Raw genomic sequence first — 25,307 nt, forward strand, 5'->3', positions numbered from 1 at the left:
TTCGTGAAGGCCTCCTCGCTCGCGCGGGGAGGCCTTCACGGCGTCAGGGCGAGGGTGACGCCGAGGACGACGAGGATCGTGCCCACGACGCGGTTGAGGGCCGGTTCGGCGCGGGCGTACCAGCGCCGGGTCGCGGGGGAGGAGAACAGCAGGGCCACGCTCAGGTGCCAGCCGGCCGAGGCGGCCACGATCAGCGCGACGGCGGCGGTTTTGACGGCGGCCGGTTCGGTGGGTGGCAGCGCGGCGGTGAGGACGCTGCCGAAGAACGCGGCGGCCTTGGGGTTGGTGAGGTTGCTGAAGACGCCGCGCCGGAACGCGCTGCCTTGCCGCGTTTTCCCGGTCGGCGGCGCCGCGGGTGCGCGGGCCCGCCACCACAGCCGGATTCCCAGCCACGCCAGGTATCCGCCGCACGCGAGGCGCAACGCCGTCGCCAGCCACGGAATGTGAGCGAGGACGCTGCCCAGCCCGAAGACCGCGACCGCGGCCAGCAGCCCGCCCGCGGCGACCACGCCGAGCGCGATGGCGACCGCGGCGCGCCGGGTCCCGGTGGCGGCGGTGTGGACGATGAGGACGAAGTTGGGGCCGGGGGTGATCGCGGCCGGGAGGTAGGCCAGCAGGACGGTGCCGAGGGTGGCGGCGGGACTCACGCCGGGTGGTTGCCCGGGACGACCCGCGAAGGCGCCGGATCCGTCGCTGCCGCCGCGGGGTTGCCGCAGGCGGCGCCGCGGCGAGGGCGGGTACGCGAAGGCGCCGGAACCGCCGGTGGGCACTGGTAGCGTGGAAATCGGGGGCTGCTCATGCCGCCCGGCCGCCGCCGACCACCTGGTCGCGCATCGTCCGCAGCGTCTCGTGGTCCACAGTGGACGGATCCGCCGCCAGCCATTCGCCGATCTCGTGCAGGAACTCCTCCGGCGTCATCGGGGCGACGGGCAGGTCACCCGGGTCCGCCGTGGTCAGGTCGCCGCTGCGGCTCGGGTACACGATCATCACGCCGCGCAACGCCACCCCCGGCAGCAGGCCGCGATACGCCGCCAGGCTCTCCGCGAGCCGGCTGCCGCCGCCGCGGAACGGGCGGCCGTTGCGCAGCAGCCTGCCGTCCTCCGCCGTGCCGTAGTGGCCCGGCAGCCACAGCTTCGACTCGATGAGCACCAGCCGCTTCCCGCACAGCACCGCGTGGTCGACGTCGGCGAACACCGAGCCCGGCCAGGCGAGCCCGTGGAAGATGCGCGCGCCCGGCAGCCGGGTCAGGTAGCCCTCGAGCAGGTCGGCGGTGAGCCGCTCGGCCAGTTCGTCGCGCTCGGTGCCGGGTGCGCCGAACACCGTGCGGCCGCCGAACTCCTCGGCGTACGCCTCGCGCGCCTTCGCGGCCCGCAGGTAGCCGCGCGCCAGCCGCTGGACCAGCAGCGCCGTGCCGGCCGTGAGCAGCAGCCAGACGATGAGCACCGGGGTGCTGAACCCGACGCCGGTGACCAGCGGCAGGAGGACCAGCACCATCCCGGCGACCGCGACCACCACCGGCGTGTGCCCCGGCCCGCTGCGGCGGCCGTGGCGCATCCGGGTGTCCTCCCCGGCGAAGTGCCACCAGCTCAGGTCCTCGGCGTCCAGCTCGGGCAGGTCGGGGACGAAACCGGGCTCGTCGCCGAAGCGCCGCCGGGGCCGCGGCCGGACCGGCACCGGTACCACGGTCGCGCCGCCGGCGTCGTAGCGCGCGCGGGCGATCGGGTCGCCGAGGACGTCGTAGGCCTCGCGCAGCAGGCGGAACGTGCCGACCGTGCCGCCGCCGTCCGGGTGCATGGTCTTGGCGAGGCGGCGGTAGGCCGTCTTGACGTCGGCCGCCGTGGCGTCGCGACGGAGGCCGAGCACCTCGTAGTAGTCGACGTCGGGCACGCGGGCGGTCACCTCCGATGGCTGCGCGAAGACTTTATGGGGTCGGGTCTCCGGGGCTGTCACCGCCTCGGCGGCGCGCCAGGGTGATGGTCCTCGGTGCAGGTCAGGGCGGTGTGAGGAGTTTTGCCGGTGGCGGCGGGGGAATCGGCCGCTCCGGCGGGGCGCTCGCGGTGGCGCGCGTGACGACGGCCGGGGCGGGACCGGCGGCTCGTTTGCCGTGGTCGGGCAGTGTCCATTGAGGACTAATTGTCACCCGGAAGTGTTGTAACGCAGGGGAAAGGCGGCTTCGTGGTGACTTTTCGTAGTCGGAAACCACCTGGATGGCCCTGAACATGTGTTCGAATGCTGGGCTAAGCTTGTGCCATGTCCTCTCACAGACGTGGCGGGCCCACCGCCACCCCACCTCGGCAGCGGGCCCGTCACCCCCGTCAGCGCTCGCGCAGCAGGTACCGCTGCAGCTTGCCGCTGGCATTGCGCGGCAGTGCGTCGAGGAAGCGCACCCGGCGCGGGTACTTGTACGGCGCGGCAACGGCTTTGGCGTGCTCCTGCAGGGCGTGCACGGCGTCCGGGCCCGGGGTGGCGCCGGGCCGGAGCACGACGAATGCGGTCACCACCGCACCCCGATCCGGATCGGGTGTGCCGACGACCGCGCACTCCTCGACGTCGGGGTGCGTCAGCAGCACCTCTTCGACCTCGGGAGCCGCGATGTTGTAGCCGGACGAGACGATCATGTCGTCGCTGCGCGCCACGAAGCGGAAGTAGCCGTCGGGTTCGCGGACGTAGGTGTCGCCGGTGATGTTCCAGCCGTCGCGGACGTAGTCGGCCTGCCGGGGGTCGCCGAGGTAGCGGCAGCCGGTGGGGCCCTGGACGGCGAGCAGGCCGGGCGTGCCGTCCGGCGCCGGACGGCCGTCGGCGTCCAGCACGGCGGCGCGGAAGCCGGGGACGACCTTGCCGGTCCGGCCGGGGCGGGCGTCGTCGCCGGCCGCGGAGATGAACACGTGCAGCATCTCCGTGCTGCCGATGCCGTCGATCAACGGCGATCCGACGACCTCGCGGTACCGCTCGGCCACGGCGGCGGGCAGGGCTTCCCCGGCGGAGACGGCGCGGCGGACGCCGGCCAGCAGGGGACCGTCGCCGGAGCCGAGGATCGCGCGGTAGGCGGTCGGGGCGGTGAACAGCACCGTCACGCCGTGCTCGGCGACGATCGAGGCCAGCTCCTTGGGGGTCGCGCGCTCCAGCAGGAGCACCGACGCGCCGGCGTGCAGCGGGAACACCAGCAGGCCGCCCAGGCCGAAGGTGAAGGCCAGTGGCGGAGTGCCGCAGAATACGTCGTCCGGGGTGGGCCGGACGACGTGCCGGGAGAACGTGTCGGCGATGGCGAGCAGGTCGCGGTGGAAGTGCATGGTGGCCTTCGGCGTCCCCGTCGTGCCGGAGGTGAAGGCGAGCAGGGCGACGTCGTCGGCGGCCGTCGGTACGTCGGCGAAGGTCGCCGGGTGCCGGGCGCAGCGTTCGGCCAGCTCGGTGCGTTCGGTGCCGTAGGGCACCACCGGCAGTCCCGGCGGCAGCTCGTCGAGCAGGTGCTCGTCGCACAGGGCCACCGTGGGCCGCGCCCGGTCGGTGATCTTGCCGAGCTCGCCGCGGCGCAGCATCGGCATGGTCGTGACCGCGACGGCTCCGGCCTTGAGGACGCCGAGCCAGCAGGCCGCGAGCCACGGCGTGTTGGTGCCGCGCAGCAGCACGCGGTTGCCCGGCACGACACCGAGTTCGGCGGTGAGGACGTGCGCGATCCGGTTGGCGCGGGCCAGGACGTCGCCGTAGGTCCACGTCTCGTGGGGTGACCGCAGGCAGGGGCGGTCCGGGCCGAGGCGGGCGGCGGTCTCGTCGAGCAGCGCCGTCGCGGCGTTGAGGCGGCCGGGGTAGCGCAGCTCCGGCAGGTCGAACACCAGCCGCGGCCACTGGTCGGCGGGCGGCAGCCGGTCGCGGCAGAACGAGTCCGTGTGGGCGCTGGGAGAAAGCGTCATCGCAGCTCCTCGGTCGTGACCTGCACCACCTGGAACGCAGCACTCGTTGCGACCGTCGAGAAGACGCAATGTCGGAACGATGACGACGGCAACCGGAAAGCCATGCCGTTGGCCTTGTAACCCTGGAGGGTGATTCGCCGACCTAGTCCCCGCCGGTGCATCCGGGCGGCACCTGGGGAGGGAAGGCGAATGGACGGTTTCTCGCTGCTGGAGGAGGCCATCCGGTCGATGCCGGTGCCGGGAGCGCCGCCTCGCCTGTCGCTCGACGGGGCCGCGGTGGGGCTTTCGTTCCTGGACACCGCGCTGCGGCTCAACCACGTGCGGCGGCTGACCGAACGGATCTCGCTGGTCGACCACCGGGTCGCCCGGCGGATCACCGAGGTGGACATCCGGCTCGGGATGCTCGACGAAGGGCAGCGGCAAGCGTCCGAGCTGTTCCGCAGCATCGCCAGCCACAGCCCCGACGGTGCCGACCAGAACGACGGCCAGGCTTTCGTCGCCGCCGAGATGTGGGTGCCCGTCGCGCGGATCTCCCGGACGGCCGCGCCCGTCGACGTGCGGGACGCCTCGGGCCGCAAGCTGCCGCGGCTCACCCAGTACGAGACCTCGCGGCTGCTCGCCTCGGGGCTCTACCGCCTGCTGCGGGGCATCCTCACCGGGTTCCCCGACGCCCGGCGCGACGAGCCGCTGGCCCGCCTGCTCTACCAGGACCACGAACCCCGCTGGCTGATCCAGGCCGCCCTGCTCGCGTTGCTGACCGACCGCAGCAGGCCGACCGGTCCGCGCCCGCGGGAGCTGACGCGCGGGATGGCGGCCGGGCACGCGGCCGAGTGCCGCCGCAAGGCGCTGCGGCTGCTCGCCGACTACCGGGAGCCGCTCGGGGACTACTTCGCGCTGCTCGACGTCGCCGTCAACAACTACCTCCTCGTGGTGGCCATGGACCGCGGGGCCGACGAGCACCTGCTCACCTACGAGGCGCCGCTCGCGGTGGAGAAGCCGAAGCCCCGGTGGTCGTGGAGCGGGACCCTGCGGGCGAGCAGCCGCGGGTACCTCGTCCAGTACGAGGGCGCCATCCCGGCGAGCCTGCGGTCCTACCACCTCGTCGTCGAGACCGAGCCCGGCGTGCACATCCAGAAGATCTACCTCCGGACCGACGCGGACCAGGGCCTCGCGGGCGAGCTCGTCAGCGACCTGAAGGCGCTGGCGACCCGGCTGGCACCGGAGGCCGCGCCGCCGCGGAAGTCGCCCTACTCGAAGATCCTCGAGCTCCAGACGCAGACGACCCTCCGCCGGCTCGCCGACCTGCTCCGCCGCCGGCAGTGGGACGCCGAGCACGCCCGGATCGCCGTACCGGAACAGCACCTGCCCGGCGTGGCCGAGCTGGGCTGGGCGGCGATCTCGGGGGAGGCCGTGGCCGACGGCGCCGCGCTCGACAACTCGCTGATCCGGCACCCGCACGTCGAGCCGGCCAGGCTCGGGCAGGCGGCCCGGGAACTCGAGGCGCAGGAACTCGAACACGACCTCGCCACCGAGGACAACCCGACCAGCAACCAGGCCAGCGTCTACTGGCGGCGGCGGGCCGTCCGCTCCCTCGACGGCGCGCAGATCCGGACCCGCGCCGGGATCCTGCTGCGCGACGCCACGCCGTCGAGCCCGACGACAGTGCTGCTGTACGCGTTGTCCGTCGCGCTCATCGCGTACTCCGCGGCCACCTTCGGGGCCCACCACTTCTGGCCGTACTGGGGCGACGGCGCCGCCCGGCTGCGCGCGTCGAGCGCGTCGAACAGCCCCGGGGCGCTGATCGCCGTGCTGCTGCTCGTCCCGGGCTTCCTGTACTCGCGGCTGCCGCTGCCGGACCGGCATTCGGTGGCCGGGCACCTGCGCGCGCTGCCGAGGCTGGTGGCGCACGTCTGCATCGGGGCGATGGCCCTGCTGTGCGCGGCCATCGCCGCGGACTCCGCGCGGTCGGTCCTGCCCGTCGCGTTCGGGCTGGCCACCGTGGTGCCGCTGCTCGCGGCGATCGCCCTCGTGCCGCCGATCCGCTCGGCGTGGAGCCGCCGCCGCGACCAGCGCCAGGACGCCGAGGAGCTCCACCTGATGGGCGCGCCGCACTGGGTCGACGGCCGGGGGACGAGCAAGCAGCGCCGGCGGACGCCGGACGCGATCTTCTCCTCGTCGGGGTCGCTTTCATGAGCGAAGGGACGGACATGACCGGCGACGCGCCGAAGGCCCGTTCGGCGCACGCGCTGGCCAACCTCGCGAGAGCGGGCTACTGGTCGCTGCGGCAGCCGCTGACCGAGGTGGACTTCGAGGTGCACCACCTCGTCGACCGGCCCGGCTACCTGGTCGGGCTGGTGACGGGGGAGGGCCGCGGCGAACCGAAGTCGCGGTTCTTCCTGGAGACGCTGTCTTCCAGCGCGCACGGCGCCGGCCTGGTCGTCGGCATCCGGACCGGGGAGAAGCCCGACCGGCTCCGGATCCGCGACCACGGCAGCACCGTCGAACCGGAGCTCGATTTCGGTTCGGACGAGCTGAGCCACGTGTTCCGCGGGACGGCGCGGCCGAACCTGACGTTCCTGGCCGAGTCCGACCGCCGGTTCGAAGGGATCATCGCGATCGCCGACGAGCCCGCGAAGCTGCGGCTGAGCCACGGCAACCAGATCAAGAACCTGCTGGTCACGCTCAGCCAGATCGCCGTCGAGGTGGCCCGCGCGCCGCTGCTGTCCATCCAGTGCCCGGTCCAGCTGCCGGTGGAGGTCGAGGCCGAATACCGGGAGGAGCGGATCCCGCGGGCCGCGGCACTGGCCGTCCGGTTCTCGATCGCGCTGCAGCACCCGAGCGCCGAACTGACCTTCGAGATCGCGGACCGGATCATCCGGTACTGCGACGAACGCGGGTTCCGGCTGTGGCTCGCCGACACCCGGCTCGGGCACCGCACCGGCAACTGGTTCCGCATCCGCGCCCACCCGGTCGAGGAGCCGCACCCCTCCGAAGAACCGGAAGGTGTGCTCTCCACGATCATCCCGGTCACCTTCGTGGGCCCCGCGCGGGTCGGGTCGACGCACGCGCTCGTGTCGCTGCTGCTGCAGTTCCCCGAGATCGGCGTGGTCGGGGCCTCGATCACGCTGCTGGACGACCTCGCGTTCATCCACCTCCAGCTCGGCGTGGTCACCCCGGCGGAGGAGGTCGCGCTGCCGGTCGCCCACAGCAGCGAAGACCCCCGCACGGCGATCACCACCATGCTCGCCGGGTTCGCCAAGGTGCCGAACGGCAAGCACGGCCAGGAGCTGGGCGACCACCTGTGGGAGCGCGCCGGCGACTACCAGACGCTGGCCGGCCCGGTGGTCCCGGTGGTGCACCCGGCCGCCCAGCGCCGGCTCGCCATCTGGATCTCGTGGCAGATGGAACGGACTTCGCGCGGCATCTCCGTCGCCGTGCGGGCACTGCGGCAGGCCTTCGACTACATGGGCTTCCCGCTGCCGGAAGGCGACGCGACCGGTCCGGAAGCCCGCGACGCGCCCAACCTCGAATACCTCATCTGCCGGGACCTGGGCAATTCCCTGTTACGGGGCAAGGGCAAGTTCTCGGTGCCGCTGAACCTCGTCCAGCAGCGGTTCACCAGCACAGCGGTGGAGATCGCGCCCTCGAAGCTGTGCGTCGGGCTGGAGGACGCCTGGAAGACCGCGCTGGACGAGGACCCGGGCGGCTACGCGGTCCGGGAAGTCACCGTCGTGTGGCGGGAGTACTGGCTGGGGCACTGGGCGGCCACGTCGGTCTGACCCGGGCGGTCACGCGTTCGTGAGGGCGCGGGAACCCGGTGCCGCGGGCGGCCGCCCGTACCTTTTCGATCATGGCCGAGACTCCCGAACCCCCGCCCACCCTGGCCGATCCGCGTGCGCTGCTGGTGGGCTACCTCGACCACAGCACCGCCGCCGTCCTGCGCAAACTCGACGGCCTGTCCGAGCACGACCTGCGCCGGAGCGTGCTGCCCTCGGGCTGGACGCCGCTGGGCATGGTCAAGCACCTGGCCTGCACCGAACGGTTCTGGATCCGGTACGTCTTCGCCGGGGAGGACGTCGACTTCACCTGGCCCCGCACCGCCGAGCAGGAGTGGTTCGTCGCGCCGGACGAACCCTCGGCCGACATCACGGCGTTCTTCCTGGCGGAGCGCGAAAACTGCGCCCGGCTCGCCGCGGTCACGCCGCTGGCCGCCCGGGCGGTCCGCACGACCCGCCGCGGCGGCGCCGAAGAGCACCCGACGTTCGCGTGGATCCTGTGCCACCTGGTGCAGAGCTTCGCCCGGCACGCCGGGCACGTCGACGTCGGCCGCGAGCTCGTCGACGGCGTGACCGGCAAATAGCGCCCTCAGGCGGGCGGCGCGACCGTGGCGTCCTGGTCCGCGCGGCGCAGCGCGTCGGCGACGAACCCGGTGGCCTTCAGCTCCTCGACCAGCTCGTGCAGGAACGCGATCGTCTCCGGGCGGCGGTCCGGGGTGGTGCAGACGGCCTGCCGGATCTCCATGAACCGGCCCGGCAGCAGGCGGGTACCGGGGTGGGCGGCGACGTAGGCGGTCAGCGGCCGGCGGATCCCGGCGGCGACCTCCAGGCCCTGCGCCTCGAACGCCGCGACACCGTCCTCGCCGCGCACGATCGTGGCGTGCCGGAGGGTCCGGGTCAGGTACAGGTCGTACGCGGACCCCTGCTTGACGCCGATCCGCACGTCCGGCTGGTCGACATCGTCCGGCGACGTGAACGGCGAGCCGTCCGCGACGACGTAGCCGCCCTCGATGACGACGTACGGCGCGGTGAAGGTCACCTGGGCCGCGCGGGCGGGCTCGATCGCCAGGAAGGCCAGGTCGGCCGTGCCCGAGGTCAGCGCCTCGAACGACTTGCGGGCCGCGTCGAAGCAGGCGAACTCCACCGGGACGCCCAGCCGCGCGGCGACTTCGCGCGCGAGGTCGACCGTGATCCCGCCCGGGGCCGCCGGGGTGCCGTGCGCGAGCACGGGGTTGCCGAGGTTGATCGTGGCGCGCAGCGTGCCGCCGGGCGCGAGGTCCCGGGCGACGGCGGAAAGATCTCCCATGACCGGCGAGGCTAGCGGCGGGACCCCGCGCGCGCCCCGCGAGTGTCGCTCACGCCACGGGCGGGAGGCCGCGTGGGCTTGGCGAGTGTTGCTCGCGCTACCGGTGGGAGCCCGCGTGGGCTTGGCGAGTGTCGCTGACGCCACCGGTGGGAGCCCGCGTGCGCTCGGCGAGTGTCGCTCGCGCCACCGGCGGGACGCCGCGTGCGCTCCGGGAGTGTCGCTCGCGCCACCGGCGGGAGCTCGCGCGCGCCCCGCGAGTGTCGTTCACGCCACCGGCGGCTCGTCCGCGGTGGTCAGGGCGAACACGGTCTCCTGGTGGTAGACCTCGCCGGGCCGCAGCACGGTGCTGGGGAAGTCCGGGCGGTTGGGGGAGTCCGGGAAGTGCTGGGCCTCCAGCGCGAAGCCGGCGCCGCGGTGGTACGGGCGGCCGCTCGTGCCGGTCAGGTCCGCCGTCAGGTAGTTGCCGGAGTAGAACTGCAGGCCGGGCTCGGTCGTCCACATCGTGAGCAGGCGCCCGGACGCCGGGTCCCACGCCCGGGCGGCGAAGGGCGCGCCGTCGTCGAGCACCCAGTTGTGGTCGTAGCCCTGGCCGATCACCAGCTGGGGGTCGGGCTCGCCGATGCGGGCGCCGATCGCCGCCGGACGGCGGAAGTCGAACGGCGTGCCCTCGACCGGGACCGGGTCGCCGGCCGGGATCAGGTCGTCGCCGGTCGGGCAGTACCGGCTCGCGGCGATTTCCAGGCGGTGTTCGTGGACGTCGCCCGCCCCTTCGCCGGCCAGGTTCCAGTAGGTGTGGTTGGTCAGGTTGACCACGGTCGGCGCGTCGGTGGTCGCGCGGTAGGTGATGCGCAGCCGGTCGCGCGCGTCGACGCGATAGGTGACTTCGGTGGTGAGCCGGCCGGGGTAGCCCTGGTCGCCGTCCGGGCTGACCAGCGTGAGCCGCACGGCGACGCCGTCGCCGTCCCGGATTCCGGCGGCCGACCAGACCCGCGTGTCGAACCCGGCGGGGCCGCCGTGCAGGCTGTTCTTGCCGTTGTTCAGCGGCACCCGGTACTGGACGCCGTCGAGGGTGAAGGTGCCGCCGCCGATCCGGTTGGCGAACCGGCCGACCACCGCGCCCAGGAAGACCCGGTCCGCGCCGGGCCGGTTGTTGGCGACGTAGGAGCCGAGGTCCGCGAAGCCGAGGACGACGTTGGCGGGCCGGCCTTCGCGGTCCGGCGCCTCCAGGGACTGGATGACGCCGCCGTAGTCGAGCACGCGCACGACCGGCCCGCCGGGACGGCCCAGCGTGTACCGGTGCACGTCGGTGCCGTCGGCCTGGCCGAACAACTCCCGGGTGAGTTCGGGTGCGGTCATCGGTGGCTCCTCCCGCCGACTGTTAGCGCTAACAGTCTGGACCGACCTTAGATTCGCCGCCGCGCACGGTCAAGGACGCCCCGGTCAGCCCTGGTCGCGGCCGGCCGCCGGCGGGTGGGTGCCGAGCAATTGGTGGGCGCGCAGCGCCATCTGGATCTCCAGGCGCCTGGCCGGGTCCGCCAGCCGGTCGCCGAACAGCTCGCTCAGCTGGCTCACGCGGTAGCGGACCGTCTGCGGGTGGATCCGCAGCGCCTGCGCGATGTCCGGCGTGTTCCCGTTGTGCTCCAGCCAGCTCAGCAACGTTTCCGACAGCCTCGTCCGCTGCTTCACCGTCAGGCCCGCGAACGGGGCGAGCGCCGTCGCCGAAAGCTCGTCCAGCAGGAAGCGGTCGATCAGCAGCCAGTGCGTCGCCAGGTGGTCGGCGGTGTGCGTCACCACGTTGTCGCCGGCCACGCCGCGGCGGACCAGGTCGAGGGTGCGGCGGGCCCACCGCAGTGACGTCGCCGCCTCCGCCGGGCGGACCCGGGGGCCGACCGCGGCGCGCCAGCCCGGGAGGCGGACGTCCAGGCCCCGCAGGTCGCGGTCGGGGTTCGGGGTCAGCAGGCACGGCTCGGGGCCGTCGAGGTCCAGCAGCACGTCGGCGGGCAGCTGCGGGGACGGCGGCGGCTGCTGGTCGGTCCGCGGGTCTAGGGCGACGACCGCGACCCGGTCGGGGATCGCCCACTGCGCCGCCGTGGCCATCGTCGCCAGCGTGGCCGGGGACGACGGCGGGGTGGCCAGCAGCAGTTCGAGGAGCCGGCGTCGCCGTCGTTCGAGCGTGCCGGCCGCCATCGCCTGCGCCAGGGTGTACCCCTCGACCGAGTACGAGGAAATCTCTTCGACGTAGGCGAAGATCGCCTCGGCGCCGACGCACAGCACGGCCGTCGGGAACCGGTGGGCCTGCCCCAGTTCGGCCACGTAGCGCCACGCCGCCCGCCCGCCGGCGCGGTAGGCGGCCTGCAGGGAGTTGAGGCTGCCGCCGTCGTGGTGCACGCGCTTGCCGACCTCGACGAACAGCTCCGCCCAACCGTCCTGTGTGGACGCCAGGTTCTCGATGCTGTCGATGCAGGCGAGCACGGCCTGCTCGATCGCGAGCACGATCATCTTGCCGAATTCGCCTTCGAGGGGCTTGGCGTACTCGGGGACGGACTTCTGGACCTCTTCGAGGATCCGCCGGGCGAGCGGGTCGGCGTGCGCCCGGAAGCGCCCGGCGAGTTCCGTGGGCAGCGAGCACCACAGCTGGCGCGCGCGGCCGGTGCCCCGCGGGTGCGGGATCGCCGCCTGCGTGATCGTCCGGCTCATCGCTCACACCCCTTGCCGCGCCGCGTGGAGAGCTCGCGCCGCCGTCGGCGCGAACGTCATGTACTCACACGGGATCGGACTTGGCAACCGGCGTCCCTGCCCCGGGAGCGGGTTCTGTCACGCCGGGACCAACGGCCGCACCGGAGTTTGTCACCTGCCCGACAAAGCCGGAACACTAACCGCGGCAAAGGTTTCCGGGATCCGATTTGTGAACTCAGGCGGTATCTTCGCGCCCCGGCCGGTTGTTAGCGTGATCAACCGGCATGCGTGAGGAGAAAACCCGATGACGGCGCTTGTTTCCTGGTGTTTCCGCCGGGCCGGCGTCGTGATCGCGGTGTGGCTGCTGGCGCTGGGCGCGCTGGTTTCCGCCGCGCTGCACACCGGCACGGCCTTCCGCGACACGGTCGTCCTCCCCACCGCCGACAGCACCCTGGCGGCGAACCTGCTGCGCGCCGGCGGTGCCGGTGGCGCCGCGGAACGCGTCGTGGCGTACTCCCCGGACGGCCCGATCGACAGTGGTACGGGCCTGTTCCGGCTCGACGCGCTGGCCGCCCGGCTGGCGGCGCTGCCCCACGCGGTGTCCGTCGATCCGGCGCCCGGGCAGGTGTCCGCCGACCGGCGGACCGCGGTGCTCACCGTGCGCTTCGACGCCCCGGCCGCGGAGCTCGGGCAGGGGACGGCCGACGCGCTGGCCGCCGCCGTCCGCGACGGCGGGGGCCTCACCGCGGGGGCGTCCGGCGAACTCGCCGCGATGACGGCCGCCGCGCCCGGCCTGGGCAACGCCGGGCTCGGCCTGCTCGCCGCGGCCGTGGTGCTGCTGATGGTCTTCCGCTCGGTGACCTGTGTCCTGCTCCCGCTGGCCACCGCGGCGGTTTCGGTCGGCTGCGCGCTGGCCGCGGTGACCCTGTTGTCGCACGTCATGACCGTGCCGAAGATCAGCACCGAGATCGCCGCGCTGCTCGGGCTCGGCGTCGGCGTCGACTACGCGCTGTTCGTGCTCACCCGCTACCGCCAGGGCCGCCGGGACGGCGCGGCACCGGCGTCGGCGCTGGCCGTGGCGGCCGCGACCTCCGGCCGCAGCGTGGTCTTCGCCGGTGTCACCGTGTGCGTGTCGCTGGCCGGGATGCTGACCGTCGGCCTGCCGTTCCTGGACGGGATCGCGGCCGCCGCCGCGGTCTCGGTGCTGCTGACCGCGTTCGCCGCGCTGACCCTGCTGCCCGCGTTGCTGCGGTGGCCCGCCCGCCGGATGCGCGTGCGCCCGGACGGCGGGGACGGCCGGTGGGCCCGGCTCGCGCGGTCGGTGACCGCGCGCCCCGGCCCGTACACCCTCGCCGCCCTGCTGGTCGTGGCCGTGCTCGCACTGCCGATGGCCGGGCTGCGGCTCGGCGTTCCGGATGCCGGCCTCGACCCGCCCGGCAGCGTGACGCGGACCGCCGCCGAGCTGCTCGAAGCGGGGTTCGGGCCGGGTGCGGACGCCCCGCTGCTGGTGGCCGGGACCGACGGTGACGCGGTCGGGCTGTTGCGGGGAGCGCTGCTCGCCAGCGCCGACGTCGGCCCGCCTGCCACGCTGCCCGGGGGCGGCTGGCTGCTCACGGTCGTCCCGCGGACCGCGCCCGGCGATCCGGCCACCGGTGCACTGCTCGCTTCGACGCGGGTGATGGCCGGAGAAATCGCCGGCCCGGACACGTACGTCGGCGGGGTCGTCGCGGCCCGGGCCGACTTTTCCGCGGCGATCACCGCGCGCCTGCCGCTGTTCCTCGCCGCCGTCGTCGGGATTTCGGTGCTGCTGCTGGCGTGGGTGTTCCGCAGCGTGCTGATCCCGCTCACCGCGGCGGTGATGAACCTGCTGACCGCGGCCGCGACCACCGGCGCGGTGGTGTTCGCCTTCGGTGCCCCGGTCGAGCCGTACCTGCCCGTGTTCCTGTTCGCCGGGCTGTTCGGGCTGTCGATGGATTACGAGGTCTTCCTCATCGCCCGCATCCAGGAGGCGTGGCGCCACCACGGCGACACCCGCGCGGCCGTCGTCGACGGCGTCGCGGCGACCGGCCGGACCATCACCGCGGCCGCGCTGATCATGGCGCTGGTGTTCGTCTCGTTCGCCTTCGTCGACGCGCGGGTGGTGCGCGAAGCGGGCGTCGGGCTGACCGTCGCCGTGCTCCTGGACGCCGTCGTGGTCCGGTGCGTGCTCGTGCCCGCGGTGATGGCCCGGCTCGGGGCGGCGAACTGGTGGTTCCCGCGCCGCCCGGCCGCGGCGGCCGCCGACCTGGTGGGGAGCACGCGATGACCCGGCGCACCCTGGCCGTGCTCGCGCTGGGCGCGTTCGTCACGACACTGGACAACACGATCGTCGCCGCGGGCGCGCCCTCCGTCGCGCGAGACCTCGCCCTCGACGTCGGCGCCCTGCAATGGATCGCGCTCGGGTACATGCTCCCGTTCGCCGGGCTGCTGCCGGTGGCGGGCGCGCTGGTCGACCGCTGGGGCCGTCGCCCGGTGCTGACCGGTGCCCTCCTCGCGTTCGGTGCCGGCGCGGCGGCGGGCGGGCTGGCGGGTTCGGCGTGGCTGCTGGTCACCGCGCGGGTGCTCCAGGGGCTGGCGGCCGCGTTCCTCGTGCCGGGCCTGCTGAGCCTGCTGCGGACCAACCTCGACGCGCGCGGCCGGACGCTCGGCGCGGCGGTGTGGACGGCCTGCCTGGCGGCCGCGCTGGCGCTGGGCCCCGCGCTCGGCGGGGTGCTGAGCGAATACTGCGGCTGGGGCTGGATCTTCTTCGTCAACCTGCCGTTCGTGGCCGCGATGCTGGTGCTGCTGCCGTCGACCGTGCCGCCCGGCCGCGACGAGGGGACCCGCGCGCCACCGGTGTCGGCGATGGTCCTGGTGACGGCGAGCCTGGTGCTGGTCACCACGGCGCTGGCCGAGCCCGGGCTCCGGGTTCCGCTGCTGGCCGCGGGTGCGGCGGCCGGGGTGGCGTTCCTCGTCCGGGAACGGCGGGCGCGGGCCCGGCTGGTCCCGCCGGCCCTGACCGGGAACCGCGTGTTCGTGGGCTCGCTCGGCCTGCAGCTGCTGTGGGGGCTGGGGATCTCCGGGATCTTCTTCTTCACGCCGTTGCTGCACCAGGAGTTCCTCGGTCTCGGCCCGGCCGGCGCCGGGCTGCCGCTGGTCCTGGTCGCGGCGGCCGTCGTGGCCGCGACGCCGCTGGTGCCGGCCGCCGCGGCCCGCCACGGTCCACTTCGGACGGTGGCGGCCGGGCTGGTCGTGGTGGGCGCGGGGCTGCTCGCCCTCGCCGCGGTGAACCACGTGCCCACGCTCTGGCCGCGGCTGCCCGGCATGGTCCTGATCGGCGCCGGCGCGGCGTTCACCGTCCCGATGACGTCGCACGCGCTCGACGTGGTGGCGCCGCGGTATTCCGGCACGGCGTCGGGATTGCTCACCGCGGCCCGGGAACTGTCGAGCGCGCTCGGCGTGGCGTTGATCGGCGCGGTGCTCACGTCGGTGCGCGCGGTGCGGCTCGACGCGGGTGTCCCCGCCGGGGCGGCGCTGGCCGGCGGCTACACCGCGGGCCTGCTCACCGCGGCCGGGTTGACGTTCGCCGGCGCGCTGCTGGCCGTGCGCGTGCCGGCGGCCCGGCTCGCCGAGACCTCGTCGCCACATGACAAACGTGCTGTCCCGTAACCCGTTTCCCCATGAGTATCCGAGTTCGAATCGTTGACAACCGCACCGGGGCGGATATTCACTGCGCCGGTAAACGCTCTCTGCGAGGATGCATTGGAAACCATTCCCCGGCCGGTTCCCGTCACCGGTGCCCCCGTCGCCGCGGGCGAATCGTTCGCGACCCTGCTGGGTCACTGGGCGCGCCGCCTCGGCGACCGGATCGCCGTGACCCACCTCGACCACCGCGACGGCGGCGACGGCCGGGCCGTCACGCTCACCTGGCGCGAACTCGACGAGCGGGTCGAGGCGGTCGCGGCCCGGCTGTCCGAAGTGGCCGGTCCGGGCGAGCGGGCGGCGGTGCTGGCCGGGCAGTCCACCGGGTACGTCGTCGCGTTCCTCGGCGCGCTGCGGGCGGGACTGGTCGCCGTGCCGTTGTTCGCGCCCGGCCTGCCCGGGCACGCGGGCCGGCTGGCCGCGGCGCTCGCCGACTGCGGCCCGCGCGTCGTGCTGACCACGGCCGGGGAACACGAGGCGGTCGCCCGGTTCCTCGCCGGGGCCGCGGTCGACCCGGTGGTGGTCGACGTCGACGCCGTGCCGCCGGCCGGGGCGCGCGAGTGGCCCGAGCCGGAGCCCGACGCCCCGGCCTACCTGCAGTACACGTCCGGCTCGACGCGCTCGCCGGCCGGGGTCGTGCTGACCCACCGCAACGTGCTCGCCAACGCCCGCCAGGCGTGCGCGGCCTACGGTGCCGAGAGCGGGACCACGTCGACGGTCAGCTGGCTGCCGCTGTTCCACGACATGGGCCTGATCCTCGGCATCGGCGCCCCCATGGCCGGCGGGCTGGAGGCGGTCCTGATGGACCCGCTGGCGTTCCTCGAACGGCCCGCGCGCTGGCTGCGGGCGCTCTCGGCCAGCCCCGGCGCGATCAGCGCGGCCCCCAACTTCGCCTACGCCTACTGCGCTTCCCGCGTCACCGAGGCCGACAAGGACTACCTCGAGCTGAGCCGGGTCGTCTCGCTGATCAACGGCAGCGAGCCGGTGCTGCCGGCGACGATCGCGAAGTTCCACGACGCCTTCGCCGGGTGCGGGCTGCGGCCGGAGGTGCACCGCTCCTCCTACGGCCTGGCCGAGGCCACCGTGCTGGTTTCCGTGACGGACGCGGGAAAGCCGCCCCGGCAGGTCACGTTCGACCGGGCCCGGCTCGCCGCCGGCTACGCGGTGCCGTCCGCCGCGGGCGCGTCCGCCACGACGCTCGTCTCGTGCGGTCACCCGGCCGGCCAGCGGGTGCTGATCGCCGATCCGGGCACCGGGCGGCCCGCCGGACCGGGCGAGGTCGGCGAAATCCGGGTGAGCGGCCCGAACGTCGGCCGCGGTTACTGGGGCCGGCCCGAAGCGTCGGCGGCCACCTTCGGCCTGCCCCCGCTCGATCCGGAGACCGGGGAAGGCTGGCTGGCGACCGGCGACCTCGGCGTCGTGTTCGACGGCGAGCTGTTCGTGACGGGCCGGCTGAAGGACCTGGTCGTCGTCGACGGCCGCAACCACTACCCGCAGGACATCGAGCAGACCGTCGAGGCGCACCCGGCCGTCCGGCCGCACTCGGCCGCGGTCTTCGCGATCGACGGCGACGACGGGGAAGCCGCGGTCGTCGTCCTGGAACGCGCGAAGGACACCGATGCCGATCTCGGGGAGGCGGCGGCGGCCCTGCGGGCGGCGGTGTCGGCCGGGCACGGCCTGCGCCTGCACGACGTCGTCTTCCTGGCCCCCGGCGAGGTGCCCCGCACCTCCAGCGGCAAGATCAGCAGGGCCCGGTGCCGGGCGTCCTACCTGGACGGTTCGCTCACCGCGCGGCGGCTCGGGTGAACGCGCCGGACGCCGCGGCGATCCGCGCCTGGCTGCTCGCCCGGCTCGGCGACCTGGACGTCGACCGGCCGTTGCACGAAACCGGGCTGTCCTCACGGGATGCGACGAGCCTGGCGGCCGACCTCGGCGAGTTCGCCGGACGGCCGCTGTCGCCGACCCTGGTGTGGCAGTACCCGACGATCGCCGCGCTCGCCGACCACCTGTCCACTGTGGATGGCGGCCCGGCGTACGTGTCCCCGCTCGAGGAAGGCGAACCGATCGCCGTCGTCGGCCTCGGCTGCCGCCTGCCGGGCGGGATCGAGTCGCCGGAGGCGTTCTGGCGCTTCCTGGCCGAGGGCGGCGACGGCATCGGCGCCGTCCCCGAAGGCCGGTGGGAGACGTTCGCCTCGGTGGAGGATCTCGCCGGGGTGCCGTCGCGGGGCGGTTTCCTCGACGACGTCGCCGGGTTCGACGCCGGGTTCTTCGGCATCTCCCCGCGGGAAGCCGAGGCGATGGATCCGCAGCAGCGGATCCTCCTGGAGGTCGCCTGGGCGGCCCTGGAGCACGCCGGGATCCCGCCGGCCACGCTGCGCGGCACGCGGACGGGGGTGTTCGTCGGGCTGTCGGCCACCGAGTACGGCTCGCTGACGATGACCGACGTCGCCGGGGTCGACGTCTGGGCCGGCACCGGCGCGGCGGCGAGCATCGCGGCGAACCGGCTCTCGTACCTGCTCGACCTGCGCGGGCCCAGCCTGACGCTGGACACCGCGTGTTCGTCGTCGCTGGTCGCGGTGCACCAGGCGGTGCAGAGCCTGCGGCGCGGCGAGAGCGAGACGGCGCTGGTCGCCGGGGTCAACGTGCTGCTCTCGCCCGGCATCACCGCCGGCTTCCACCGGGCGGGCGTGCTGGCCGCGGACGGCCGCTGCAAGCCGTTCGACGCCGGCGCCGACGGGATCGCGCGCGGCGAGGGGTGCGGCGTGGTCGTGCTGAAGCCGTTGCGGGCGGCGCGGGGCGACCGGGTGCTGGCGGTGATCCGCGGCAGCGCGGTGAACTCCGACGGCCGGTCGAACGGCTTGACCGCACCCAACCCGCACGCCCAGGCGGCGTTGCTGCGCGACGCCTACGCGACGGCGGGCGTCGATCCGTCCTCTGTGGACTACGTCGAGGCGCACGGGACCGGGACACCGCTGGGCGATCCGCTGGAGGCGGGCGCGCTGGCCGCGGTGCTCGGGGCGGGACGCGCGCCCGGCCGCCCGTTGCTGCTGGGGTCGGTGAAGAGCAACCTCGGGCACCTCGAAGGCGCGGCCGGGATCGCCGGGCTGCTCAAGGTGGTGCTGGCGATGACGCACCGGCGGTTGCCGCCGAGCCTGCACTTCCGCGAGCCGAACCCGCGCATCGACTTCACGGGGCTGCGGGTGGTGGCGTCGGCGACGGACTGGCCGCGCTATTCCGGGACGGCGCGGGCCGGGGTGTCGGCGTTCGGCTTCGGCGGGACGAACGCACACGTGGTGGTGGAGGAGTGGCCGGCGGCATCGTTCCCGCCCCGGGCCGGTGCCGGCGGGCCGCAGGTGTTCGCGCTTTCGGCGCGGTCGGCGGACGTGCTGCGAGTGCGGGCCGGTGAGCTGGCGGACTGGCTGGCGGAGGATTCGGCGCCGCTCGACGCGGTCGCGGCGACGCTGGCGCACCGGCGGGAGCACCTGCCGGTGCGCGGCGCGGTGGTCGGGGAGAGCCGGGCCGAAGTGGTCGCGGCCCTGCGAGACCTGGCCGCCGGACGGGGCATCGTGGGCGGGCCGGCCGGCGGGCCCGGTGGCTCGGCCGCCGGTGCGGGGCGCTCGGGAGCCGGTGCCGAGCGCCCCAATGTGGCGTTCGGTGCGTCACATGCACCCAATGCCACATTGGGGCGTTTGGGAGCCGGGGCGGGCCCGGGTGATCCGGGGGTCGTCTTCGTTTTCTCCGGCTACGGCTCGCAGTGGTCCGGCATGGGCCGCCAGTTGCTGCGCTCGGAGCCCGCGTTCCGGGCCGAAATCGAGGCCCTCGATCCGGTGTTCCGCGCAGGAGCCGGGTTCTCCCTGCGCGAAGCCCTCGAACACGACCTGCCCGACCTCGCCGCGACCCAGCTGGCCCTGTTCGGCATGCAGCTCGCCCTCGCCGCCCTCTGGCGGGCGCACGATGTCGTCCCCTCCGCCGTGCTGGGGCACTCGATGGGCGAGGTCGCCGCCGCCGTCGTGGCCGGGGCGCTCGAGGTCGCCGACGGCCTCAGGGTCATGGCCGCCCGGGCGCGGCTGCTCGCCGAACTCGACGAACGCGGTGGCGGCGCGATGGCGCTCGTCGAGCTCTCGCCCGCCGAACTCGCGGAATTTCCCGACGTCACCATCGCGGTGTACGCCTCGCCTACCCAGTGCACCGTCAGCGGGGCCGCCGAGCACGTCGAAGCCGTGGTCGCGCACGCCGAAGACCTCGGCAGGCTCGCCCGGCGGCTGCCGGTCGGGGGCGCCGGGCACTCCGCCGCCGTCGAGCCGGTGCTCGGCCCGTTCCGCGCCGCGGTGGCCGGGCTGGTCCCGAAACCGCCCGGAATCCGGTGCTACAGCAGCGTCCACGACGACCCGCCCTCCTTCGACGTCGAGTACTGGGCGGCGAACATCCGCCGTCCCGTGCGGTTCAGCCAGGCGCTGGCCGCGGCGGCCGGTGCCGGGCACACCGTCTTCGTCGAGATCTCGCCGCACCCCGTGGCGCTGGCCGCGATCGAGCAGTCCGGTGCGCTCGGCCTGCCCTCGGCGAGCCGCCGGATCGACGAGCGGACGGCGTTCCTGACCAGCCTGGCCCGGCTGCACGTGCTCGGTGGTGACAACCGGAGCCATCCGGGCGTGCTGGCCGGCCGGCCGCAGACGCCGCCGGTCGAGCTGCCCGGCCCGGTCTGGCGGCACGACCGCTTCTGGCCGCGCCGGCCCGTCCGCACCGGCGGCGCCCATCCGCTGCTCGGCGTGCACATCGAAGACCCCGCCGGCGGCGGCCTGTGGCGCGGCGACGTCGGCACCGGCGCGCTGCCGTGGCTGGCCGGCCACACCGTCCGGGACGTCCCGGTGTTCCCGGCCACCGGCTTCCTCGAGCTCGCGCTCGCCGCGGCCGGGCCGGGCGGCCGCGTCCACGACCTCGAGCTGCGGGAAGTCCTGCCACTGGGCGAACACACCGAGGTGACCACGACGCTGCGCGGCACCGAGCTGAGTGTCCACACGCGAGCCGGGACGCAGTGGGTCCGGCACGCCACCGCGCGGATCGGCACCGGCGGCACGCCGTCGGCGCCGTTCGGGGAAACCACCGGCGAACCGGTCGACGTCTACCGGGCGCTGGCCGAGCTGGGACAGTCCTACGGCCCGGCCTTCCGCGGCCTGCGCCGGGTGACCGCCGCGCCCGGCCGCGCGTCGGCGTCGATCGCGCAGCCGGAAGCCGACCACCCCGCCTACGTGCTGCACCCGGCGCTCGCCGACGCCTGCCTGCACGCGCTGGCCGCGGCCGTCGGCGAGGCGGAGGCCCTCCACCTGCCGCTCAGCATCGGCGAAGTGGTGGTCGCCGGCGACCCCCGCCGTGGCGTGCGGGTGGACGCCGTGCTCGCGGAGTCCGGCGACGGCGTGCTCGGCAGCGTCCAGCTGGTCGGCGCCGACGACGTCGTCCTGGTCGAGTTCCGTGACGTCTACTGCCGCCCCTACCGCGAAGCGGCGACGGCCCGGTTGCTGTTCGAGGCCGCCTGGCGGCCGGCACCGCTGCCCGCCGCGCCGGAATTGTCGGTGCCGGCCGGTAGTGTGGAAAACGGGGGGCGCCCCCGCGGGCCGCGCTGGATCGTGCTTTCCGACGGCGATGTCAGCGCGGAGTTCGCGGGCGTCGACGTCCGCACCGCCCGGCTCGGCGATCGGGCCGAGCTGGCGAAGCTGCTGCGCGACGGGGAACCGGCCGCGGTCCTCGCGATGCTCGGCGACGCGGCCGAGCCCGATCCGGCGCGCGGGGCGCGGCTGGTCGAGACGCTGTCCGGGGTCGTCGCCGAGCTGGCCGAACTGCCCGTGGCGCCGAGGTTGTGGCTGGTGAGCGCCGGGGCGCACGCCGTCGGGCCCGGCGAGCGGGGCGACCCCGGCCTGGCCGCGGTGCGCGGGCTCGTGCGCGTGCTGGCGTTCGAGCACCCCGAACTGCGGGTCAGCCAGGTCGACGGCACGGACCGGCTGCGGGACGAGGTCCGCGCGGACGGGCCGGACGACGAAATCGCCTGGCGTGACGGCGTCCGCTACACACGGCGCCTGATCCGTCCAGCGCTGGGCGAGCCGGTGCGCGAGCCGGTGCGCGACGGCGCGTACATCATCACGGGCGGCCTCGGCGGCCTCGGTCTGGCGGCGGCGAAGTGGCTGGCCGCGCGGGGCGCCACCCGGCTGGTGCTGAACAGCAGGCGCGCCGCCGATCCGGAGCTGGACATCGACGTCCGGGTGGTGCCCGGCGACATCGCCGCCCCCGGCACGGCCGAAGCCCTGGTCGCGGCGGCCGTCGAAGGGGGCGTGCCGCTGCGCGGGGTGCTGCACGCCGCCGGCGTCCTGGCCGACGGCGCCGCGATCAGCCTCGACGCCGACGCGCTCGAAGCGGTCTGGCGGCCGAAGGCGCTGGGCGCGTGGCGCCTGCACGAGGCGACGGCCGGGCACGACCTCGACTGGTGGCTGGTGTATTCGTCGGCGGCCGCGCTGTTCGGTTCGCCGGGCCAGGCCGCGTACGCGACGGCGAACGCGTGGGCCGACGCCTTGGTGGCGTGGCGCCGCGCCCACGGCCTCCCGGCGGCGACGATCGGCTGGGGCGCGTGGGGCGAGGTGGGCGCGGCGGCGGGCTCGGCCAACCCGGTGCTCGACCCGCTCGGCACCGAGGAAGCGCTGTCGGCGCTGGAGTTCGTGCTGGCACGGGACCGGGTGACGACCGGAGTGGCCCGGGTGGACGCGCCGACGGTGCTGGAGCTTTTCCCGAGGCTGGGCGAGCGGCCGTTCTTCACGCTCTTCTCGCCGAAGGTGGCAGCGTCCACTTGGGACGGTCTGGAGGCCCTGCGCTCGGCGACACCGCAAGCAGCCCGCACGGCGATCGCCGACCACCTGGCCGGTCTGGTCGCGGACCTGCTGGGGCTGGCGGAGATCGACCGGACGGTCCCGCTCACCCGGCTGGGGCTGGACTCGCTGTCGGCGATGCGGGCGCGCGGCGCGGTGGAACGCGACTTCGGCCTGCCGTTGCCGATCCCGCTGCTGCTGCGGGGCGCGAGTTTGGCGGAGCTGGCCGGGCACCTGGCCGAGCAGGCGGGTTTCGGGCCCGCTGCGGACGCCGGTGCCGAGCCGCCGGGCTTGGTTGGGCGGGCTGGCGGGCTTGCGTCGCCGGATGGCGCTGGGTCGGCGGGCGTAGCCGAGCTGGCTTCGCCTGCCGGTGCTGGGCCGAGGGACTTGCCTGGGCGGGCTGGGGGCGGACCGGTGGCCGTCGCCGAGCCGGCTGGGCAGGCCGGTCCCGCGACCTCGCCGGCCGGCACCGGGCCGCGGGATCCCGCCGAACGCTGGGTGGCCCGGCATTGGCGAGCCGTCCTCGGCGGTCCCGAACCGGGTGTCCACGACCGCTTCGGCGGCAGCCCCGCGCAAGCCCGGAAACTGCGCGCGGTCTTCGCCGAGCACCTCGCCGCCGTTCCCGGCGAAGACCGGCTCTTCGCCACCCCCACCGTCGCCGCGATGGCCGATCTGCTGCGCGCCGAGCTCGAAGGGCACGGTGGCGGGCCGGTGCGGCTGCTGCGCGATGGCGTCGACGACGAGCCCGTCTTCCTCTTCCACCCGGCCGGCGGTACCGCGAGCGTCTACCGCGAACTCGCCCGGCTCCTCCCGGAAGGCCGGCCCGTCTACGGTTTCGAACGCCTCGACGCGGAGACCACCGTCGAAGGCAAAGCCGCCCGGTACGCCGAGCTGATCCGGGACATCCAGCCCCACGGCCCGCACCGGCTGGGCGGCTGGTCGTTCGGCGGCTGCCTCGCCTACGAAACCGCACGTCACCTGGACGGCGCCGAAGTCGTCTTCCTCATCGACACCATCCTGCCGCTGCCCGCCGCCGGTACCCCGGCGGACCTGCTGCTGGACCGCTTCGACCGGTTCGCCGCCCACATCTCCCGGACCTACGGGGTGCCCTTCGCCGTGCCCCGCGAGGAACTGGCCGAGCTGGACGAAGACGCGCAGCTCCGGTGGGTGATGGCCGAGCTCACCGAGCAGGTGCCGGACCTGGGCGCCGGCGTCCTCAAGCACCAGTACGAGTCCTATGTGGACGCCCGGGTGGCCGAGCGGTACCTCCCGGAGGAATACGACGGGCGGGTGGTGCTGCTGCGCGCCCAGGACCCGCACCCGCTCACCACCGCGCTGGACCCGCGGTACCTGCGCACCGACGACGCCCTCGGCTGGGACGCGTACTGCCCGGCCCTCGAGGTCGTCCGGGTTCCCGGCGATCACGTGTCGATGATCGATCCACCGCACGTGGGCGTGCTGGCCGAACGGCTCGGGGCGGTGGTGCGGTGATGGACGAGCTGACCCCGACCACCGCGTTCCGGATCGCCGACCTCGCCGCCCGGCAGGACGAAGCCGTGCGGATCGCCGAAAAGCGGGCCGTCGACCGGCAGCACGCCAAGGGGAAGCTGACCGCGCGGGAGCGGATCGGGCTGCTGCTGGACCCCGGCTCCTTCGTGGAGCTCGACCAGTTCGCGCGGCACCGCTGCACCGAGTTCGGGATGGACGCGAACCGGCCGTGGGGCGACGGCGTCGTCACCGGGCACGGCACCGTCGACGGGCGGCAGGTCTGCGTGTTCTCCCAGGACTTCAGCGTCTTCGGCGGCAGTCTCGGCGAGGTCTCCGGCGAAAAGGTCCTCAAGCTGATGGACCTGGCCATGACCATCGGCTGCCCGGTCGTCGGGATCAACGACTCCGGCGGCGCCCGGATCCAGGAAGGCGTCGTTTCGCTGGCCTACTACGCCGAACTCGGCCGCCGGACCGCGCACGCCTCCGGGGTCGTCCCGCAGATCTCGATGATCATGGGACCGTGCGCCGGCGGTGCCGTCTACGCGCCGGCGATGACCGACTTCACCGTGATGGTCGACGACACCTCGCACATGTTCGTCACCGGCCCGGACGTCGTGCACGCCGTCACCGGCGAGCGGGTCACCGCGCAGGAGCTCGGCGGCGCGGCCGTGCAGAGCGAGGTCGCCGGCAACGCCCACCACCGGGCCGTCGACGAGCAGGACGCCGTCGACTGGGTGCAGACGCTGCTCGGGTACCTGCCCGCGAACAACCTCGACCCCGGGCCGTCCTACGCCGACGACACCAGCCCCGGGCTCACCGCCGCCGACCTCGCACTCGACCGGCTGGTGCCCGACTCGCCGCACGAGACCTACGACATGGCCGAGCTGATCGCCGCGCTGGTCGACGACGGCGAGTTCACCGAGGTGCACAGCGCCTTCGCGGCCAACGTGATCTGCGCGTTCGGGCGGGTGCAGGGCCACACCGTCGGCATCGTGGCCAACCAGCCGCGCCACCAGGCCGGCGTGCTCGACATCGACGCCTCGGAGAAGGCCGCGCGGTTCGTGCGGTTCTGCGACGCCTTTTCGATCCCGCTGCTCACCCTGGCCGACGTCCCCGGCTACCTGCCGGGCACCGGCCAGGAACGCGGCGGGATCATCCGCCGCGGCGCCAAGCTGATCTACGCCTACGCCGAGGCGACCGTGCCGAAGGTGACCGTGGTGGTCCGCAAGGCCTACGGCGGCGGCTACGCGGTGATGGGCTCCAAGCACCTCGGCGCCGACGTCGTGCTGGCCTGGCCCACCGCGGAGATCGCGGTGATGGGCGCCGAAGGGGCGGTGCAGGTGCTCTACCGGCGCGAGCTGGCCGGGCTGCCGCCGCGGGAGCGGGAGGCGGCCCGGCGGCGGCTCACCGACGAGTACCGCAAGCACCACGGCGGCCCGTACCTGGCCGCCGAACGCGGCTACGTCGACGACGTCATCACGCCGTCGCAGACCCGCCTCCAGGTGGCGCGGGCCCTGCGGATGCTGCGCACCAAACGCCAGAGCCTGCCCGCCCGGAAACACGGGAACATCCCCCTCTGAGGAGC

The 25,307-nt window shown here is 74.5% G+C and carries 14 protein-coding genes; 8 read left to right on the forward strand and 6 right to left on the reverse strand.

The window, feature by feature from the left end; translation table 11 throughout:
* Nucleotides 1–35: 35 nt before the first annotated feature.
* From ACWED2_RS22835 to ACWED2_RS22845, 3 genes are all read right to left on the reverse strand, one after another.
* Nucleotides 36–647 carry a LysE family translocator gene (locus tag ACWED2_RS22835; RefSeq protein ID WP_449692506.1) on the reverse strand — a complete coding sequence of 204 codons (612 nt, stop codon included), beginning with the start codon at nucleotides 645–647 and terminating at the stop codon, nucleotides 36–38.
* 148 nt (nucleotides 648–795) lie between these two features.
* The gene (locus ACWED2_RS22840) at nucleotides 796–1,887 is read right to left on the reverse strand and encodes a J domain-containing protein (RefSeq protein ID WP_449692507.1); all 1,092 of its coding nucleotides are present in this window, start codon (nucleotides 1,885–1,887) and stop codon (nucleotides 796–798) included.
* A gap of 428 nt (nucleotides 1,888–2,315) precedes the next feature.
* Nucleotides 2,316–3,908, reverse strand: coding sequence for an AMP-binding protein (locus ACWED2_RS22845; protein ID WP_449692508.1), 1,593 nt, complete (start codon nucleotides 3,906–3,908; stop codon nucleotides 2,316–2,318).
* A 189-nt stretch (nucleotides 3,909–4,097) separates the two neighbouring features.
* On the opposite strand from ACWED2_RS22845, the gene ACWED2_RS22850 reads away from it, so the two are divergent.
* From ACWED2_RS22850 to ACWED2_RS22860, 3 genes are all read left to right on the forward strand, one after another.
* Complete coding sequence (locus ACWED2_RS22850; RefSeq protein ID WP_449692509.1) at nucleotides 4,098–6,101, forward strand: hypothetical protein; 2,004 nt, start codon at nucleotides 4,098–4,100, stop codon at nucleotides 6,099–6,101.
* Complete coding sequence (locus ACWED2_RS22855; protein ID WP_449692510.1) at nucleotides 6,098–7,687, forward strand: hypothetical protein; 1,590 nt, start codon at nucleotides 6,098–6,100, stop codon at nucleotides 7,685–7,687. The genes ACWED2_RS22850 and ACWED2_RS22855 overlap by 4 nt, the downstream gene beginning before the upstream one ends.
* A 71-nt stretch (nucleotides 7,688–7,758) precedes the next feature.
* Nucleotides 7,759–8,268, forward strand: a complete 510-nt coding sequence (locus tag ACWED2_RS22860; protein WP_449692511.1) for a DinB family protein — start codon at nucleotides 7,759–7,761, stop codon at nucleotides 8,266–8,268.
* Between the two features lie 5 nt (nucleotides 8,269–8,273).
* Here ACWED2_RS22860 and ACWED2_RS22865 read toward each other — a convergent pair whose 3' ends face one another.
* The 3 genes from ACWED2_RS22865 to ACWED2_RS22875 form a co-directional block, all read right to left on the reverse strand.
* The gene (locus tag ACWED2_RS22865) at nucleotides 8,274–8,990 is read right to left on the reverse strand and encodes a transporter substrate-binding domain-containing protein (RefSeq protein WP_449692512.1); all 717 of its coding nucleotides are present in this window, start codon (nucleotides 8,988–8,990) and stop codon (nucleotides 8,274–8,276) included.
* 264 nt (nucleotides 8,991–9,254) lie between these two features.
* On the reverse strand, nucleotides 9,255–10,346 hold the full coding sequence (locus ACWED2_RS22870) for an aldose epimerase family protein (RefSeq protein ID WP_449692513.1): 1,092 nt from the start codon (nucleotides 10,344–10,346) through the stop codon (nucleotides 9,255–9,257).
* A gap of 84 nt (nucleotides 10,347–10,430) precedes the next feature.
* The gene (locus ACWED2_RS22875) at nucleotides 10,431–11,687 is read right to left on the reverse strand and encodes a PucR family transcriptional regulator (protein ID WP_449692514.1); all 1,257 of its coding nucleotides are present in this window, start codon (nucleotides 11,685–11,687) and stop codon (nucleotides 10,431–10,433) included.
* A gap of 283 nt (nucleotides 11,688–11,970) precedes the next feature.
* Between ACWED2_RS22875 and ACWED2_RS22880 the strand changes: the two genes are divergently transcribed.
* The 5 genes from ACWED2_RS22880 to ACWED2_RS22900 all read left to right on the forward strand — a co-directional run bounded on the left by ACWED2_RS22880 (nucleotide 11,971) and on the right by ACWED2_RS22900 (nucleotide 25,302).
* A complete protein-coding gene (locus tag ACWED2_RS22880; protein WP_449692515.1) occupies nucleotides 11,971–13,971 on the forward strand; it encodes an MMPL family transporter in 2,001 nt (666 codons plus the stop codon).
* Complete coding sequence (locus tag ACWED2_RS22885) at nucleotides 13,968–15,353, forward strand: MFS transporter (RefSeq protein ID WP_449692516.1); 1,386 nt, start codon at nucleotides 13,968–13,970, stop codon at nucleotides 15,351–15,353. Before ACWED2_RS22880 ends, ACWED2_RS22885 begins: the two co-directional genes overlap by 4 nt.
* A gap of 93 nt (nucleotides 15,354–15,446) precedes the next feature.
* Entirely contained in the window at nucleotides 15,447–17,192 is a 1,746-nt protein-coding gene (locus tag ACWED2_RS22890) for a fatty acyl-AMP ligase (RefSeq protein ID WP_449692517.1), read from the forward strand.
* Nucleotides 17,189–23,725, forward strand: a complete 6,537-nt coding sequence (locus ACWED2_RS22895; protein ID WP_449692518.1) for an SDR family NAD(P)-dependent oxidoreductase — start codon at nucleotides 17,189–17,191, stop codon at nucleotides 23,723–23,725. The genes ACWED2_RS22890 and ACWED2_RS22895 overlap by 4 nt, the downstream gene beginning before the upstream one ends.
* On the forward strand, nucleotides 23,725–25,302 hold the full coding sequence (locus ACWED2_RS22900) for an acyl-CoA carboxylase subunit beta (RefSeq protein WP_449692519.1): 1,578 nt from the start codon (nucleotides 23,725–23,727) through the stop codon (nucleotides 25,300–25,302). The genes ACWED2_RS22895 and ACWED2_RS22900 overlap by 1 nt, the downstream gene beginning before the upstream one ends.
* Nucleotides 25,303–25,307: the final 5 nt, after the last annotated feature.

The organism is Amycolatopsis sp. NPDC005003, from assembly GCF_053600695.1.

What these genes read in the sequence shown, in the direction of transcription:
- ACWED2_RS22845 (WP_449692508.1), bottom strand. Translation starts at nt 3,908, where the DNA reads ATGACGCTTTCTCCCAGCGCCCACACGGACTCGTTCTGCCGCGACCGG.
- ACWED2_RS22870 (WP_449692513.1), bottom strand. Translation starts at nt 10,346, where the DNA reads ATGACCGCACCCGAACTCACCCGGGAGTTGTTCGGCCAGGCCGACGGC.
- ACWED2_RS22860 (WP_449692511.1), top strand. Translation starts at nt 7,759, where the DNA reads ATGGCCGAGACTCCCGAACCCCCGCCCACCCTGGCCGATCCGCGTGCG.
- ACWED2_RS22850 (WP_449692509.1), top strand. Translation starts at nt 4,098, where the DNA reads ATGGACGGTTTCTCGCTGCTGGAGGAGGCCATCCGGTCGATGCCGGTG.
- ACWED2_RS22865 (WP_449692512.1), bottom strand. Translation starts at nt 8,990, where the DNA reads ATGGGAGATCTTTCCGCCGTCGCCCGGGACCTCGCGCCCGGCGGCACG.
- ACWED2_RS22885 (WP_449692516.1), top strand. Translation starts at nt 13,968, where the DNA reads ATGACCCGGCGCACCCTGGCCGTGCTCGCGCTGGGCGCGTTCGTCACG.
- ACWED2_RS22875 (WP_449692514.1), bottom strand. Translation starts at nt 11,687, where the DNA reads ATGAGCCGGACGATCACGCAGGCGGCGATCCCGCACCCGCGGGGCACC.
- ACWED2_RS22900 (WP_449692519.1), top strand. Translation starts at nt 23,725, where the DNA reads ATGGACGAGCTGACCCCGACCACCGCGTTCCGGATCGCCGACCTCGCC.
- ACWED2_RS22880 (WP_449692515.1), top strand. Translation starts at nt 11,971, where the DNA reads ATGACGGCGCTTGTTTCCTGGTGTTTCCGCCGGGCCGGCGTCGTGATC.
- ACWED2_RS22855 (WP_449692510.1), top strand. Translation starts at nt 6,098, where the DNA reads ATGAGCGAAGGGACGGACATGACCGGCGACGCGCCGAAGGCCCGTTCG.